Below are 14,910 nucleotides of genomic sequence, written 5' to 3' on the forward strand. Positions count from 1 at the left end.
TGACATGTAAAAATTGGAGAATTACAATGCAGACATCAGTAACGAAACGCGGTCAAACCGTTATTCCAGCTGCAATTCGAAAAAAATACCATATCGATGCAGGGGTCCATTTGGTATGGCTGGATGATGGAGACACCATTCGAGTAGTCCCAGTACCGAATGATCCATTACTTTCTCTCAGGGGATCGGGGCGGGGAAAAAACTATACAAAAAAGTTGTTAGAGGAACGAAACATAGATCGGAACCGCGAAAACTCCATCAATGAACATTGAAACCAATGTCTGAAGAAATATTCCATCCCTACCTTCTGGATACATCAGCACTCTTTTCATACATAGAGGATGAACCAGGAGCTGATACGGTTGAATTAGCGTTGAGGGAAAAAACTACATTCATCCCCTGGACAGTTCTGATGGAGGTGTATTCCATTACCTTGCAGGAGGATGGTATTGCAGAAGCAGATCGGCGAATTGCTCTAATTAAAGAACTTAATGTAAAGATTCTATTGAATATGGATGAGTCAACCCTGCTTACAGCTGCCCGATTGAAAGCGGAACATAAAATCTCTTTCGCTGACGCGATAATTGCCGCATTCGCAATTCGAAAAAACTGCATACTTATGCACAAGGATCCTGAGTATGAGTCTCTTCGTGGCTGGGTATTAATGGAAGTTTTGCCATATAAGAATGTAAATAACCAATAACCTTATTCAAGAAAAGGTACCCTGGCAGATACAGCAGCAGATAGGAACTGGTGGGGGGACGCTCCTTCCATATATAATTCAGAATTGAGAGGAGAGACTCACATTTTCTCCTGAACCTGTACTTCTATACTCTTAAGAGAATTTCATTCCCAAAAAAATTCCTGGTTTCAAGAACGTAATAGGACAAACTATTTATTTCGCATATGAGATCAATTATCTATATCTCATCTCACATCAATACTCTTCGTACTGGCTATAACATTGATTATTCTGGGAAGCCCCTCTGGTGCAGATGTCAACAAAACATACTACAACGGGTATTCGTTTGATCCCGAACTTGTTCCATCCGGAATGATTCCCTATCAGGGTGGATGGTCGCATGGCTCACTCTTTTCAGCTCCAAACTGGCTGCTTGCCCAGATAGATCAAAATCTGATGAGTACGGTACTTGACCGGGGAGTCACTCCGACCCCGACTCCGGTAATTGGTTCTGATACATATGATACTCATATATCAGAGGGGTTTGCTGCTCTCGAAGGGAGTAACTATCGTGCTGCGTATACAGCGTTTCAGGCTGCTACCGTTCTCAAACCTGATTCATCAGATGCATGGTATGGCCTTGGGATTGCCCTCGAAAGCCAGAAAAGATTCCTGTAAGCACTTGATGCCTACACGAAAGCCATCTCCTATGCACAAGGAGCATCATCAAACTGGGCTTCATATGCAGGAAAGGGGAGAGTTCTCTTTTCCTTAAACCGGTTTACTGAAGCAAAAACAGCTCTTGAAACTGCAATTGAGCAATACGAAAAGGCAGGAGTATCCCACCCTGATGAACTCGGGGAGATATCCCGTCTCCTTGAAGAGTTGAACCAGAGAAATATTGTTCAAAACCCGGTAACGATGTCAGCATACATTCCTCCGGTGGTTTCCGGAGTATAACCAACTTTTTCCGCACAGGGTATCCAACCTATTATGATAATATGAGAAGGAATGGGAGATTCTATGAGTAATTCCAAAAAAATCGGGATAATTATCTGTGATCGATATCGAACCTGTGCCGGGGGTAAATGCCTGAGATCCATGCACAACCGTGAAGGAGCCTTCAGCCGGTATAAGGGAATGGAGATTGAACTGATTGGATTTGCCACCTGTAATGGATGTCCGGGAGGAAATATTGAATATGCTCCGGCAGAGATGAAAAAGAACGGTGCTGAAATAATTCACCTTGCCACGGGAATGATAGTTGGATACCCTCCATGTCCACGCATAAAATATTTCTCATCCTTCATCACGGAAAAATATGGAATCGAAGTGGTGATTGGCACACATCCCATTCCTACAAGTTATTACGAGACGCATTCGCATCTTGGGACATGGAATTCAGAGTCATGGAAAGATATGCTGGCCCCGACCCTTGGTGATGAAAAAACCAGGGCCGATTACAATTAAACCGCAACCCCTTTTCGTTTCTCATCTACCTTTTTTCTCTGATTATAATTAGAGAATCCGCATTTTAAGCTATATGCTCACCGGTACAGGATAATTAAAAAATTATTGCGTTGAGATACTTTTATGTATTTTTACTCATATGAGTAATAATGGTGCGATGCATCGTACCAGGAGTAAAACTATGCCAAGATTTGATGGTACCGGCCCCATTGGACGGGGTCCTATGACAGGAAGAGGATTTGGATACTGCCGCACCGCATACCAGCCCACACAGCAGCCAGTCGCACCTTCCGGAGAAAACCAGACAGGAGCCACCACTGAAAATATCCCCGTATACCAGCCACCAGTTCAGGGTCAGGCACCAGTATACGGACTCGGTCGTGGAGGAATACCCTATGGCGGGGGACGAGGATGTGCATCTGGAGGTCCTCGAGGAAGAAGGGGACGCTGTTTCTGGTAAATCAATCCTACCAGAGAGATCTCTGCTATCTCCTTACATTAACCTGATCAGAACCCTCTTTTTGGGAAAAGTATTCTTTCAGTACATCCATTATGATAATAAATTGATAAATTATATTTAGGTAAACCAGATAAGATGCCTTATGAATACGGTAATTCAGATAGATCAGGATCTCAAAATATCTCTTAACGCGATAAATGAGAAAGTGCTCTTTAGACCATTTGAAAAAGTATCTCTACAGGTGATGGATAATGATACAATAGTCATTCATCGGGAATCCGATGAGGATCCGTTCCTGAAATCCATACGAGAACCTGCGAATTCAAAAGAAAAATTTACCCGAAGTGATATTGAAGCAATGAAAAATGAGCTCTGGTCAGATTGCAGGTAGTAATTGACTCGAACATACTCATTTTTGCAAATAATGCAACAATGCCTGAGCAGAAAGAGAGTCTTGCCATTATCGAAGAAATGATTGCTTCTGATAATACATTTTATGTGAATACTATCATAATTTCTGAGACGTACCACATACTAACCCGTATGCTGGGTAAAGAAGAAGCGATGCAAAGAACACAAGCAATCTTATCCTCAAAATATATTACATATCTCCCCGTTTCTTATGAAATAATGAATAAAGCCATATGCACCAGTTGTGATAAGGAAGTTCGAATAAATGATGCGATCATTGGCATTCAGGCATTATGCAATGCTGATGGAATACTGACAGATAATACGAAAGACTTCAAAAAGATAGATGGATTAAACATCATTCCATTGAGAAAAACCGAATGAATTAGAGATATTAAGTAATTTTTTAAAACCATGACTCACCACATTTTTGGGCCGGTCATCTCAAGACGACTTGGACGATCTCTTGGGATTGACCTCATCCCCTTTAAGACATGTTCATATAACTGTGCATATTGTGAATGCGGGGCAACAACTGATCTCACATCACAGCGAAGAGAATTTTTTCCTCCCGATGAGATCATTCGCCAGTTGGATACTGTTCTCTCCTCTTCTCCAAAACTTGATTATATCACGTTTGCAGGTTCAGGTGAACCCACCCTCTCTCTCTCCCTTGGTCCCGTGCTGGTATACCTGAAAAAAAACTACGAACAATATAAGGTAGCGGTTCTTACAAATGGAAGTCTCTGCACTGACCCAGCAGTGAGGCGGGATCTTCTGCCTGCTGATCTCGTGAGCCCGACGATAACCACAACCACACAAGAGATCTTCGAGAGAATACACAGACCTGCTCCGGGTCTATTCGTAAAGGAGATAATCCAGGGCCTACAGTCTTTGAGGAATGAATATTCAGGCCAGATCTGGCTTGAGGTTTTTCTGGTTCCCGGTCTTAACACCTCAGATAATGAACTCGAAATGCTCCGGAATGCAGTATTCAGCATCAGACCGGATCGAATCCAGTTAAATTATCTTGACCGGCCAGGAACTGAATCATGGGTATCTCCTCCTGAACCTGTACTCCTCAAGAAGATTCAGGAATTTTTTATTGAAGGAGGGATACCGGTTGATATCACCGGGTTTGATGAAATAACTCCTCTTCTTGCTCAGGATGATAGTATTGCCCTGATAGATGAAACACTCCGGCGTCGTCCCTGTACTGCTGAAGATATCGCACAAATGACTGGTCTTCAAGCACCGGAGATCAGAAAAAAACTGGCCCTGATGGTTCAGCAGGGCACTGTCCAGGCAAAAAGTGGGGAGCGGGGAATTTTTTATTGGATCTCCTCGAATTCCTGAAAAAGGAACAGATCATCAGATCTGTTCACCCCTTCTCATTCTCCCCTATTATATCCCAATCAGGATAAAACGCATGATACCGCCCACAAAAAATGCGGTCGTTGCCATTACGATTACTGATTTTATCATTCCGGAGAATCCAAGCTCACGATACAGCACTGCAAAAGCCCCGGCACAGGGGAAGTACATCGTCAACGTGGTAACCGCTACAACCATCTGCTGAGCGGTCATATCCAGGGGAAGGAGCATACCTATAGCCAGATCTTTTCGTAAAAATCCGGTCAGAAGAGCTCCGGAAGCTTCCTTTGGCAGCCCAAGCCAACCAACGATAAGGGGAGCGAGTGCTGTCCCGAGCCAGGCAAGGAATCCGGTTGCATATAATATGTTGATCAACAGGACCCCGAGGAACAGATATGGCACCGCTTCTGCAATGAAAGCAACAAGACGCATCCAGGTCTTTTTCATGACCATGTTAAGCCGGGGGGTCCGGTATGGGGGTATTTCAAGAAATATTTCCGGACACTCGCCATGTATGAATCGACTGAGAACCATCCCGATGGTGATATACACAATCACAAGCACTGCAATGACCAGAAGGATATACAAAAAGCCAAACTGTCCGATAGTCCCGAATATCATGGCAGTCTTTGCCATACAGGGGATAGAGATTGCTATTAATGTTGCAGCAATGAACCGTTGTTTTCGTGTTTCAAGAACCCGGGTTGCAAGAATACCCGGAACATTGCACCCAAGACCTAAAAAAACCGGAACAATACCATACCCATGCATCCCCAAACGGTGAAAGAAGGTATCAGTCAGGGTTGCGAGCCGGGGCAGGTATCCTGAATCCTCAAGGAGTGCTGCGAGGATGTAAAAGACAATGACATACGGGAGGACAATCCCGAACGGAACATAAAGGCCCGTTGTCAGAATTCCCATTGACTGTTCAAAATCAATCCCTCCGTCGACCAGTTCCCCAATCAATATCTGATGAATAAATCCCGGTCCGATGAATTCAGACACCTGGGTGATGATCGGAAGATACAGTTCGAAGAGAGGGTCGGTGATATACGTTATACAGGCCTCACCAATAAAAATTACCGCCCATAATGAGACCAGAATTACCAGTATAGCAACAGGGATTCCGGTTACCGGTTTGATGGTGATATCAGATATCAGATCACGAAGAGTATGGTGACGGTGAGTTATAGTCTGAACTTCCCTCGTGATCTGTCCGATCATAACCCATTTTTCCTCATCGCTGTAGTTCTTCTGCTCTGGGACCGAAGCATCTTGTGAGAAATAGGAAGCAAGCTCGGCAATACCTTCGCCGGTAACCGCAACAGTCGGAATGACCGGTACACCAAGCAGTTCCTGGAGCCTGGACACGTCAATTTCAATGCCCGTATGTGCGGCTTCATCCCATAAATTCAGGACAACAAGCAGGGGAACATTCCTTGAAAGGAGCTCCAGAGTAAGGATGAGATTTCGCTCAAGGTTTGTGGCATCTAGAACATTTACCACAATATCCGCTTCATTCAGAATACGTAATGAGACCTCCTCGGCAGGGTTTGTTGGATCCAGAGAATATGTTCCGGGTGCATCGATGATAAACACCCGTTCCCTGCCAAGACATGTCGCTCCCTGTGAATAATCAACCGTCGTTCCGGGAAAATTGGAGGTAATCACATGGGTTCCGGTCAGCCGGGAAAATACCACACTCTTCCCGACATTCGGGTTCCCCATCAGAACAATCTTTTTCAACTGGTCATCTCCACCATGATCCGACAGGCCAGCCCTCTGCCAAGGCTGATCATCTTCCGGTCAACCTTCACAACGATCGGTCCTTGAAAGGGATGATGTGTTACCACAGCAATATCTTTTCCTTCAAGGATGCCTATTGAACGCAGTTGATTCTGCATCCCGTGGCCACCTTGTATCTCGATAATTTTTGCGGTTTTTCCTTCCTCAAGTTCCATTACAGATACAACCATGTATACCAGATTCCACCATGAGTATTGAATTTAGATGATACTAATATTTTTCATGATCACAAATAATAGGCTCATCAGGATAAAATAAGGTAGAAGACAACATCGTGAAAAGCATAACCGGAAAAGGTCGGAAAACCGACCTGATGAACATATTCTTCCGGTTATCTCACAGGGGATTTTTCTTTCGAGAGTATGCCGATACTGGCATTTCTGGTATAGGAAACAGATACTACAATCAATGTATAACGATCAGGCGAACGGGTTAATGTCCGGAACACTCGTGATCATGTTGAGTACAGATACTGCCGGTTGATTTTAATCTCCCTGCAATATAATCCTGGGCTGCGACATCTACCGGACCGCTCACACCAAGAATTACTTCAATATTATTATCATTGAAGAGCTGAACTGCCCGGGCACCCATCCCTCCGGCGATAATCAGGTTGACCCCGTGTTCTGCCAGAAAGACCGGAAGCCGGCCCGGTTCATGCCCGGGGCTTTGCAGAGTTTCTGAATATGCAATGACTGAATCTGTAGCATCATAGATTGCATATCCTTCACAATGTCCGAAATGTCCCGATACATTTTTTCCATCACATGCTATTGCAACTTTCATGAATTATGACCTGAATGAATTGTCCCATCTTCTGCCCATTCTCCGTGAACCTCCCCGGGGAAGTCCGCCCCGACCGATGCCATAAACAGGTTCTCCCAGAGGAGCATCCTGCTGAGTGACTGGTCCGGAGGAATCTGGCAGATTACTCACACTGTTCTCAAAATTCCACCTGCCCCTTCGAGAAAATTTCCGTTCTCCAAGCCATCTGGGGCCGGTGCCATCCATATCAGGTATCTTCGTCACCTCCTGGTGCACAGCACCATTATTACTCATATGAGTTAAAATATAAATAATTTTCCTGTGGGATCATGGTTCCTGCAGACGGAGATCATCCGGCCCTTTCCTGGGACATATATGGGCATCACGGGGACAGAGATATTCCTGGTTTTTGGGGCATTCATTACCGCCCTGCCTTACACATCCGGCCACTTCAATCATCTTGCCATGAACAAGAGCATCAGCAACCTTCCGTCTGGCATCATGAAGATCTTTCCAGACTGTTCTTCGAGACACACCAAGAAACGAAGCTGCCTCTTCCTGCTCCATTCCTTCAAGATCAATGAGCCGTATCACCTCAATCTCTTCTGGAAGCAGGACAACAGCCTCAATTTCACCAAGAACTTCGCATCTGGGACCATAACACCGAAGCATGCCATTTTCGGACATCCTTCTCCTGATTCTTGGCCTTCCCCGTCTTCGTTGTTGTCCCTCTTCACCATTCGCCGGCATCATATGTGGTCAAGTTCTTGAGACAGGTTCTGTGTGATCTCATGTATCGCTTCCGATGCAGCGCCGGACATACGGGTAACCGGAACACCCTGCCTGGTTGCATTCAGAACGGTGCGGTCAAACGGAATCAGGCCAAGGACCAGGATTTCGTTCTCAGCAGCGACCTGGAGGATATCTTCGGTGATGTTCTGATTAACATCAGACCGGTTGATGACGAGAAACATCCGGACCCGGAATGACCGGCAGAGGGTAATGAGCCTCTGGAGATCTGACTGGGCTGATGTACTGGGTTCGGTGACAAGTATCGCTATCTGAATACCGGTGATGGTGGAGATAAGAGGGCAGCCAATTCCAGGCGGGCCGTCAATCAGAACAAGCGGCACATCCGGATGCAATAATCCTGCTTCCTGTCTCAGCCGGTGAACCAGTAATCCAGAATTTCCCGAACCAGGAGTCAGTGACCCATACAGAAGTGGTCCTGCAGACGTATCCGCATAATGAATCATCCCGGTGATGCGGGATTTCATGCTGACGGCATCTTCAGGGCAGACAATTGTGCAGGTTCCACATCCCTCACACCGGTATGGAACAACCTCATAGATTTCACCGACCTTTTGGATAGCATCATACACACATGCCTCTGCACAGATGCCACAACCAATACATGATTTCGTATCGATAACCGCACCGTCCATCCCCCTGAACTCCTGGGTTTTGAGGTCTGTTGGACTGAGCAGCAGGGAAAGGTTTGCAGCATCGACATCAGCATCAATGAGGACTTTATCCTGAGAGAGAAGGGTTGCAAGAGAGGCAGTCAGTATTGTCTTCCCGGTGCCTCCTTTTCCACTGACAACGGCGATCTGAATCATGAAGCCCCTCCGGCATATGCAAGAATTTTCTCACCAAGTTCCTTGAACTGTTCAAACCAGGCGGGATCTATGCGGGAAATAAGGTCGCCATTATTCTGGGCTTTCAGCAGGGGAAAATCCAGGGGAATTTTCATCAGGACAGGAAGACCACGGCCTGAACAATACTCTTCAATATGTTCATCACTCCCTTCACTCCGGTTGATAACAACCACAGCCGGGATATTCAGAACGTCTAGCACATTGACCGCAACAGAAAGGTCATGAAGCCCGAATGGTGTTGGTTCAGTCACAAGGACACAGAGAGAGACGTCGTCCACCGTTTCAATAAAGGGACAGGCAGTTCCCGGAGGGGAATCCAGCAATACCAGTGGATCGTTTCCGGTAATCTCACGGACCCTGTGAATAACTACGGTTGTCCGCACATCACCCTCTTTCAGCTTGCCACTAACAAGGGTGAGCGAATCAGAAAGATGGCAGGTTTGTACTTCACCAACATATGCAGGATTTTCCTCCAGTGCCTCATGCGGACAGACCCGGAAACATCCCCCACAGGAATGACAGAGCTGGGGGAAGAATAATACCCGGTCTTTCAGCACCGTCAGTGCCCCAAACCTGCAGAATTCACCACATGCTCCACAATGCATGCATTGACTTTCATTTACCTTCGGAATGATGACATGAACAGGGTGAATCTCCGGAACACAAGGAAAGAAAATACCTAGATTGGGTTCTTCAACATCACAGTCAGCAAGAGTAATGGTTCGCGACTGTGACATAACATATCCAAGATTAGATGAAACCGTTGTTTTTCCGGTTCCACCTTTTCCACTGGCTATAACAATCTGCATAATATGCCCGGCAGATTATACCTGCTTAAGAGTTGTTCTCTGGGTTCGCTTTCCATGCATTATATGCTGCCTGGACCGTCACATCCGGGTTTTGCATGATGACTGTGATACCTGATGCTTTCAGAGCTTCATCTGCATTTCCACCAAGCCGTGGTGCAATGAGAATCTGTACATTATTTTTTACCAGAAACTGTGCAGCCATCGGACCAACGCCACCTGATCCTCCTGCGTGGGGATTCTGCTCTACTCTGACTGAATTTGTATCAGTGTCAAAAAAGGCAAAATACGGTGCACGACCAAATCGATCATCCATCTGGGAGTCTGCTGTTGAACCCCGTGAGGGGATACATACTATCATACCAGATAATTATTGCTCATATGTGCAATAAATCTTCCCAGATACCAATACAAAAATTTGAACCTCATGACATAAATACGTCATTCCGGATTGCCATATGGATGGAATACCGGACACCATATTCAAAATAATGGATGTTCATGTGGATTCTATCCGAGCGAGCAGCGTGTCAATAATAGTATCTATTGATCTCCAGGCCGGGCTTTCCTTTACTTTCCCTACGAATGCCCATCCCTCATCACCGGATCGACGAATATCTATATCCAACGGGATTCCCCCCAGATACGGAACGCCCATCTCCCGGGCAATATCTTCTCCCCCGCCTTTTCCAAAGATATCCACCGCTTCTCCACAGGAAGGGCAGATATACCCGCTCATGTTTTCAACAACACCAAGAACTTCCATCCCTAAATCCCTGCTAAATGTAATGGCTTTTGATGAATCAAGGGTTGATACCGCCTGAGGGGAGGTGACAATGATCGTTCCGGTGATATTTGGTGCAATCTGGGCGATCGTAAGAGCCTCATCGCCGGTTCCCGGAGGGAGATCCACAATAAGATAATCAAGAGGTTCCCAGGCTGTGTCCACTAAAAACTGGCGTATGGCGTTCGATTTCATGGGCCCCCGCCAGATGACGGGAGAGTTTCTGTGAGGAAGGAGAAATGCCATGGATACAACCTGAAGTTTTTCAGATACCCGTACCGGCACAATTTTATTGTTTTCGGAAAGTAACTGATGATCTTCTAATCCCAGCATCTTTGGAACATTCGGACCATGAATATCCAGGTCCAAAAGGCCTACCTGTTTGCCTCGTATCGCAAGGGCGTTTGCAATATTTACTGAAACGGTGGATTTCCCTACTCCACCCTTTCCTGAGAGAACGAGAATTACGTGACTGGCGTCAATTTGTGCACGCTCCGGGGATTTTTTTTCTGCTTCAGATTGCATAGAGTTACCTGAAAAAAAGGAGATTGATTTTACTTAATCAGAAGTCACATCTACTGATATATCGGCGTCGATAAGAAGATCAAAGTGCATCTTATCAAGCCAGCCTGCCTTTTCAAACATGTGCATAAAGCAGATCCCAATTGCCCCTGCTCCGTTCCATTTTTTCATCACCGATGCAACATCGTCTGCGGTGACCGGCATATTTGGCATGGCCAGCCCTCCCATGATGACAAGGAAGGAAGGATTTTTCGGTGGATATGCCTCTGATGCCTGAAAACCGACATCCGGTTTTATTGTCAGCTTCTGGGCTTTTTCCTCTTCGGTGTAAGGCACAAAGATACAGGTCAGAGAAAGTGACCGGATAGCAAAACAGAGTAATTCAACAAATGGTGTGCAGGTACCGGGCACCCCGTAGAACACAATCTCTGAACCTGCAGGAAGTGACCTTTTTTCAATATAGTCTTTAAAGGGTCTTAGAATACCGGGGACCCCCTGATACGTAGTCTGTCCCATAACGCTACCTCATCTCTGCCGGTGTCAGCAGAGTTTCTGTATGTATATAGGATCAGAGTGATTCTAATATATTTCCCAGCATATGAGAAATAATATCTCCATTCTTTCTGAGAGAACAGAGAGGGTGTCGCTGATATTTAAAAGCAAAAAATAAACCAATGGTACAATCATGAGAAGCCGGAAATCGGATGTGATGGTCGGTGCTCCCGGCCTGTATACCTATGGAGCGATGCGGATAGGAGGAATAATTCGAGATGCCGGATTTCACCCACAGATTACCCGCAATATTTCACAAATACACGGTGATCAGGTTTTTCTCAGCCTGTTTAGTACTCTTCATCTGCTGGATCCAGCGGTGAAAGAGGTCGTCAAACGAATACAACAGAAAGGGGGGGAGTGCATCATCGGTGGTCCGGTCTCTTCAGGGCCGGAGATGGTCCTTGGAGAACTGCATCCTGACCTTGTTGTCTGTGGTGAAGGGGAAGAGGCTGTCAGATGCATTCTTGATCGGACAGGTGATCAGACAGACCATGCTGATTGTCCAAATTGTGCATACATTGAAGATGGTCGGGTTATAAAAACCGAACAGAAACGGGCTCAGGATCTCTCCTTCCCGCTCCCCCTCATACCGGATGATATCGCAGCCCAGGATATCAGGGGCGCCCAGACCTATATCGAAACCCATCGGGGATGTTTTGGCCGGTGTGGGTTCTGTCAGGTGCCACGGGTTTTTGGCAGACGGATACGAAGCAGGGAGCTTGATGAAATCCTGAAGGAAGTCAAGGCATTTCAGAAGAAAGGAGTCAGAAGGCTTGCCCTTATTGGAGGTACCGGATCATTATACCGGTCAAAGGAGGGTGAAGTCAATTCTGATGCATTCATCAGCCTCCTTGAGGGTATTTCCTCAATCATGGGCCCCAAAAATGTTTCATGTCCGGATATCCGGGCTGACTGCCTTACCGATGAAGTGCTTGAAGCAGTCAGGGCACACACCATCGGATGGATATTTTTTGGCATAGAATCGGGGAGTGAAAAGATGCTTGGCCTGATGCAAAAGGGCATACCCATTGACAAGGTCCGGGATGCCATTGAACAATGCAGACAGTACGGAGTAAAACCTGCCGGGAGTTTCATTACCGGATACCCGGGAGAGGAAGAAGAGGACTTCCAGGCAACAAAGGATCTGATGGAAGAACTCACTCTTGATGATGTGTTCATCTCAATCGCCGAACCAATACCCAGTACTCCCCTGGCTGAAGTTGTTTGCTCTCAAAATCCGGACATGGATCTGGTATCCGTCCCGCACACCGGCGAATATGCCGGACTTCATCTCTCAGAAGCAGAGGCACGGGCATTTGATCTGATGCTGCATGCTGACATGTGCCGGCCAGTCCCCCGGATTACTCAGGATGTGCACTATAATGCCTACCTTGAAGAGGCTAGAAAACAGGGAGCGGATATCAGGAACGTGACCAGACTGATTCGGAGATATTATTCTGCTTAATGCCTGTAAATCCGGAACAAAGACATCATAGGACCATTCGGGATGAAATCGACGATAAACGAACGTCACGCGCATAATCATCGATTCACGCGTTTTTTTCATCCGAATCGTATATATAGATCAAGACCGTGAACTGAAGAACAAATACTTTCTCTCTCTGATATGCTCAGGATCAGTTGATCTGAAAACAATATTTTTTGATTTAGATAAGAATCCCTTGAGAAAAAACCTTCAATTTGCCCTCTTTTTCCCAGGAAGATGTGTATAACCATATAAATCGACGTTATTTCGAAACCTTTAATTCAATACTGACCGAACAAATCAATTACCACAACGGGTCTGATATGCCATGTGTGTGGTATTGCAACGCGAGCACTCTTGTGTCTGATCTTGAGCTACGCAGGAGATAGGTTTACATGGAAGAGATTGTATTAGGCATTGGTATTACTGCATTAGCGGGAGCTTTTGCCACAGTTGCCGGTGCTGCGGAAGATACTGAATCTGATATCGGATCACAGGGTGACCCGAACTCACAGGTTCAGCTCGCTCCGCAGATGGGTTACATTCACCGCATCTTTAACAAGGCAATCTCCGGAGAGCCACCAGCATATGGAGCATGGTGTGCCATCGGAGCAGGTGTTGCCTGGGCATTGATGCAGATTAACTACAACCCGGCACTTGCTATTATTCTCGGTTCAGTTATCGCCGTATTTGTACAGGGAATCTACTGTACTTCCGGTTATCTTGGCCGTATAGCAAGTCTTGCAAAGTTCCAGCAGCCGGTATACATTGACATCATCAAGTCATTGTTATCGGTCACTATGGCACATGCGTTCGTCGCGATCTTTTGTACGGTCGCGATGTGTTACCTGATGGCATCAGCACTCCATCATCCGTTCGCACTCCCCCTGCTCGGACTGGTGTGGGGTATTGCGCTTGGTGCCGCAGGATCTGCAACCGGAAATCCATTCTACGGAAAAGAACGTCAGTACCAGAATCAGAAGTATGGTGCAGGTGTTCCGATCTCCGCATCTGGAAACATCGTCCGATATGCAGAAGCAGGACAGCGTTCCTCCCTTGACAATGGCTGGTTCACCACCAAGTTTGCCGGTCCGGCATCTGGTATCTGTTTCGGTCTGATTGTCTTCCTCGAACTCTGGCGTACCGTCCTCTTTGAGAAGATGATGGGCGGATGGGGAGCAATCATCATGGGAGTTGTTCTGATTCTTGTCTTCACATTCATCGACCGCTGGGTTGAAGTGTGGGGCCGCAAGACCTACGGACCATACACCACCGAGGAGGCCTCGTCATGAGTGCACTCGGAGGTAAGGCAGCCGGCGGTGAAGGGATAAACCCAACCGGATCTGTCGTTGGTATAGTTATTCTCCTCGTCTCGATCGCTGCAACATACGCACTTGGTTTCTCTATCGTTCCTCTTATCGGAATAATAATCGGTGGAGCACTCATTGGATTTGGCGTTCACTTTGTGCCAGTCGGTGGTGCTCCGGCAGCAATGGGACAGGCACCCGGTATCGCTACCGGTGTCGCTATGCTTGCCGCTGGTGCCGGTCTTGCAGGTCTCTTCGGTGGGGCCTGGGCATATGAGGCAACCGGGGACTTTGCAGTAGCAGTCGCTGGTGGAGCCGTCGGTGGAGGTCTTATGATGGCCATCACCTGTCTGATGGTCAACGCCACCTATGTCTTCGCAATGGGTATCCCTGCAGCATCTGGTAAGATTGCCAAGGATCCAATCACCGGAGACACCTTCCCTGAATATAAATCACAGGGAACTGAAGGACATGGTCTGCCATTCATCTCATTCTTCGGAGGAGTTGTTGGTGGATTTATCGCCGGTCTTGGCGGAACCCTGATTTACATCGAACTTCTCGATGTCTACCATACAGGACTGCCAGCAATTATGCAGGCCAATCCGGAAGCAATCGAACCTCTGGCAGTATCACTCGCCGGAATCTTTGCTATCGGATTCTTCCTGGTAAACGCAGTACTGGCAGCATATAACATCACCGGAACTATCGAAGGACCGCATGACCCCAAATTCAAGCGTGTTCCACGGGCAATTATCGGTTGTGCAGTCGCATCAGCCTTTTGTGGCCTGATTTCGATGCTGATTGTATTAAACACGGGGATGTGA

21 protein-coding genes are annotated in these 14,910 nt (G+C 46.6%); 11 read left to right on the forward strand and 10 right to left on the reverse strand.

Translation table 11 applies throughout. The annotated features are described in order from the left end of the window. The first annotated feature begins 26 nt into the window (after positions 1–26). From MHUN_RS20045 to MHUN_RS11195, 8 genes are all read left to right on the forward strand, one after another. Positions 27–272: an AbrB/MazE/SpoVT family DNA-binding domain-containing protein gene (locus tag MHUN_RS20045; RefSeq protein WP_048067469.1), complete on the forward strand. Its 246-nt coding sequence runs from the start codon at positions 27–29 to the stop codon at positions 270–272. 5 nt (positions 273–277) lie between these two features. After that, positions 278–703: a PIN domain-containing protein gene (locus tag MHUN_RS11165; RefSeq protein ID WP_011449115.1), complete on the forward strand. Its 426-nt coding sequence runs from the start codon at positions 278–280 to the stop codon at positions 701–703. Positions 704–964: 261 nt separating this feature from the next. Further along, a complete protein-coding gene (locus tag MHUN_RS11170; RefSeq protein WP_048067470.1) occupies positions 965–1,360 on the forward strand; it encodes a tetratricopeptide repeat protein in 396 nt (131 codons plus the stop codon). A 345-nt stretch (positions 1,361–1,705) separates the two neighbouring features. Continuing rightward, on the forward strand, positions 1,706–2,152 hold the full coding sequence (locus tag MHUN_RS11175) for a CGGC domain-containing protein (protein WP_011449116.1): 447 nt from the start codon (positions 1,706–1,708) through the stop codon (positions 2,150–2,152). 181 nt (positions 2,153–2,333) lie between these two features. Then, positions 2,334–2,612: a DUF5320 domain-containing protein gene (locus MHUN_RS18355; protein WP_083758459.1), complete on the forward strand. Its 279-nt coding sequence runs from the start codon at positions 2,334–2,336 to the stop codon at positions 2,610–2,612. 244 nt (positions 2,613–2,856) lie between these two features. After that, positions 2,857–3,003 (forward strand): hypothetical protein, encoded by a 147-nt coding sequence (locus tag MHUN_RS19045; protein WP_158498219.1) that lies wholly within the window; start codon positions 2,857–2,859, stop codon positions 3,001–3,003. A gap of 41 nt (positions 3,004–3,044) precedes the next feature. Next, positions 3,045–3,407, forward strand: coding sequence for a type II toxin-antitoxin system VapC family toxin (locus MHUN_RS11190; protein ID WP_143709478.1), 363 nt, complete (start codon positions 3,045–3,047; stop codon positions 3,405–3,407). A gap of 30 nt (positions 3,408–3,437) precedes the next feature. After that, positions 3,438–4,379: a radical SAM protein gene (locus MHUN_RS11195; RefSeq protein WP_011449119.1), complete on the forward strand. Its 942-nt coding sequence runs from the start codon at positions 3,438–3,440 to the stop codon at positions 4,377–4,379. 48 nt (positions 4,380–4,427) lie between these two features. Here MHUN_RS11195 and MHUN_RS11200 read toward each other — a convergent pair whose 3' ends face one another. The 10 genes from MHUN_RS11200 to MHUN_RS11245 form a co-directional block, all read right to left on the reverse strand. After that, the gene (locus tag MHUN_RS11200; RefSeq protein WP_011449120.1) at positions 4,428–6,143 is read right to left on the reverse strand and encodes a ferrous iron transporter B; all 1,716 of its coding nucleotides are present in this window, start codon (positions 6,141–6,143) and stop codon (positions 4,428–4,430) included. Then, positions 6,140–6,373 carry a FeoA family protein gene (locus MHUN_RS11205; protein ID WP_011449121.1) on the reverse strand — a complete coding sequence of 78 codons (234 nt, stop codon included), beginning with the start codon at positions 6,371–6,373 and terminating at the stop codon, positions 6,140–6,142. The genes MHUN_RS11200 and MHUN_RS11205 overlap by 4 nt, the downstream gene beginning before the upstream one ends. A 262-nt stretch (positions 6,374–6,635) precedes the next feature. Next, the gene (locus tag MHUN_RS11210) at positions 6,636–6,989 is read right to left on the reverse strand and encodes a NifB/NifX family molybdenum-iron cluster-binding protein (protein ID WP_011449122.1); all 354 of its coding nucleotides are present in this window, start codon (positions 6,987–6,989) and stop codon (positions 6,636–6,638) included. Between the two features lie 3 nt (positions 6,990–6,992). Beyond that, the gene (locus MHUN_RS11215; RefSeq protein ID WP_011449123.1) at positions 6,993–7,262 is read right to left on the reverse strand and encodes a hypothetical protein; all 270 of its coding nucleotides are present in this window, start codon (positions 7,260–7,262) and stop codon (positions 6,993–6,995) included. A gap of 33 nt (positions 7,263–7,295) precedes the next feature. Next, positions 7,296–7,721: a DUF134 domain-containing protein gene (locus MHUN_RS11220; RefSeq protein ID WP_143709480.1), complete on the reverse strand. Its 426-nt coding sequence runs from the start codon at positions 7,719–7,721 to the stop codon at positions 7,296–7,298. Further along, positions 7,718–8,587: an ATP-binding protein gene (locus MHUN_RS11225; RefSeq protein WP_011449125.1), complete on the reverse strand. Its 870-nt coding sequence runs from the start codon at positions 8,585–8,587 to the stop codon at positions 7,718–7,720. The genes MHUN_RS11220 and MHUN_RS11225 overlap by 4 nt, the downstream gene beginning before the upstream one ends. Beyond that, entirely contained in the window at positions 8,584–9,435 is an 852-nt protein-coding gene (locus MHUN_RS11230; protein ID WP_011449126.1) for a P-loop NTPase, read from the reverse strand. The genes MHUN_RS11225 and MHUN_RS11230 overlap by 4 nt, the downstream gene beginning before the upstream one ends. A gap of 25 nt (positions 9,436–9,460) precedes the next feature. Further along, positions 9,461–9,793 carry a NifB/NifX family molybdenum-iron cluster-binding protein gene (locus tag MHUN_RS11235; RefSeq protein ID WP_011449127.1) on the reverse strand — a complete coding sequence of 111 codons (333 nt, stop codon included), beginning with the start codon at positions 9,791–9,793 and terminating at the stop codon, positions 9,461–9,463. Positions 9,794–9,931: 138 nt separating this feature from the next. Next, a complete protein-coding gene (locus MHUN_RS11240; protein ID WP_011449128.1) occupies positions 9,932–10,741 on the reverse strand; it encodes an Mrp/NBP35 family ATP-binding protein in 810 nt (269 codons plus the stop codon). A gap of 33 nt (positions 10,742–10,774) precedes the next feature. Further along, the gene (locus MHUN_RS11245) at positions 10,775–11,254 is read right to left on the reverse strand and encodes a DUF2124 domain-containing protein (RefSeq protein WP_011449129.1); all 480 of its coding nucleotides are present in this window, start codon (positions 11,252–11,254) and stop codon (positions 10,775–10,777) included. 169 nt (positions 11,255–11,423) lie between these two features. Between MHUN_RS11245 and MHUN_RS11250 the strand changes: the two genes are divergently transcribed. From MHUN_RS11250 to mtrD, 3 genes are all read left to right on the forward strand, one after another. After that, on the forward strand, positions 11,424–12,758 hold the full coding sequence (locus tag MHUN_RS11250; RefSeq protein ID WP_011449130.1) for a methyl-coenzyme M reductase glutamine C-methyltransferase: 1,335 nt from the start codon (positions 11,424–11,426) through the stop codon (positions 12,756–12,758). Between the two features lie 416 nt (positions 12,759–13,174). Next, a complete protein-coding gene (gene mtrE, locus MHUN_RS11255; protein WP_011449131.1) occupies positions 13,175–14,071 on the forward strand; it encodes a tetrahydromethanopterin S-methyltransferase subunit E in 897 nt (298 codons plus the stop codon). Then, entirely contained in the window at positions 14,068–14,910 is an 843-nt protein-coding gene (gene mtrD / locus MHUN_RS11260; RefSeq protein WP_011449132.1) for a tetrahydromethanopterin S-methyltransferase subunit D, read from the forward strand. The genes mtrE and mtrD overlap by 4 nt, the downstream gene beginning before the upstream one ends.

The sequence above is a fragment of the Methanospirillum hungatei JF-1 genome (assembly GCF_000013445.1).
GTDB lineage: Archaea > Halobacteriota > Methanomicrobia > Methanomicrobiales > Methanospirillaceae > Methanospirillum > Methanospirillum hungatei.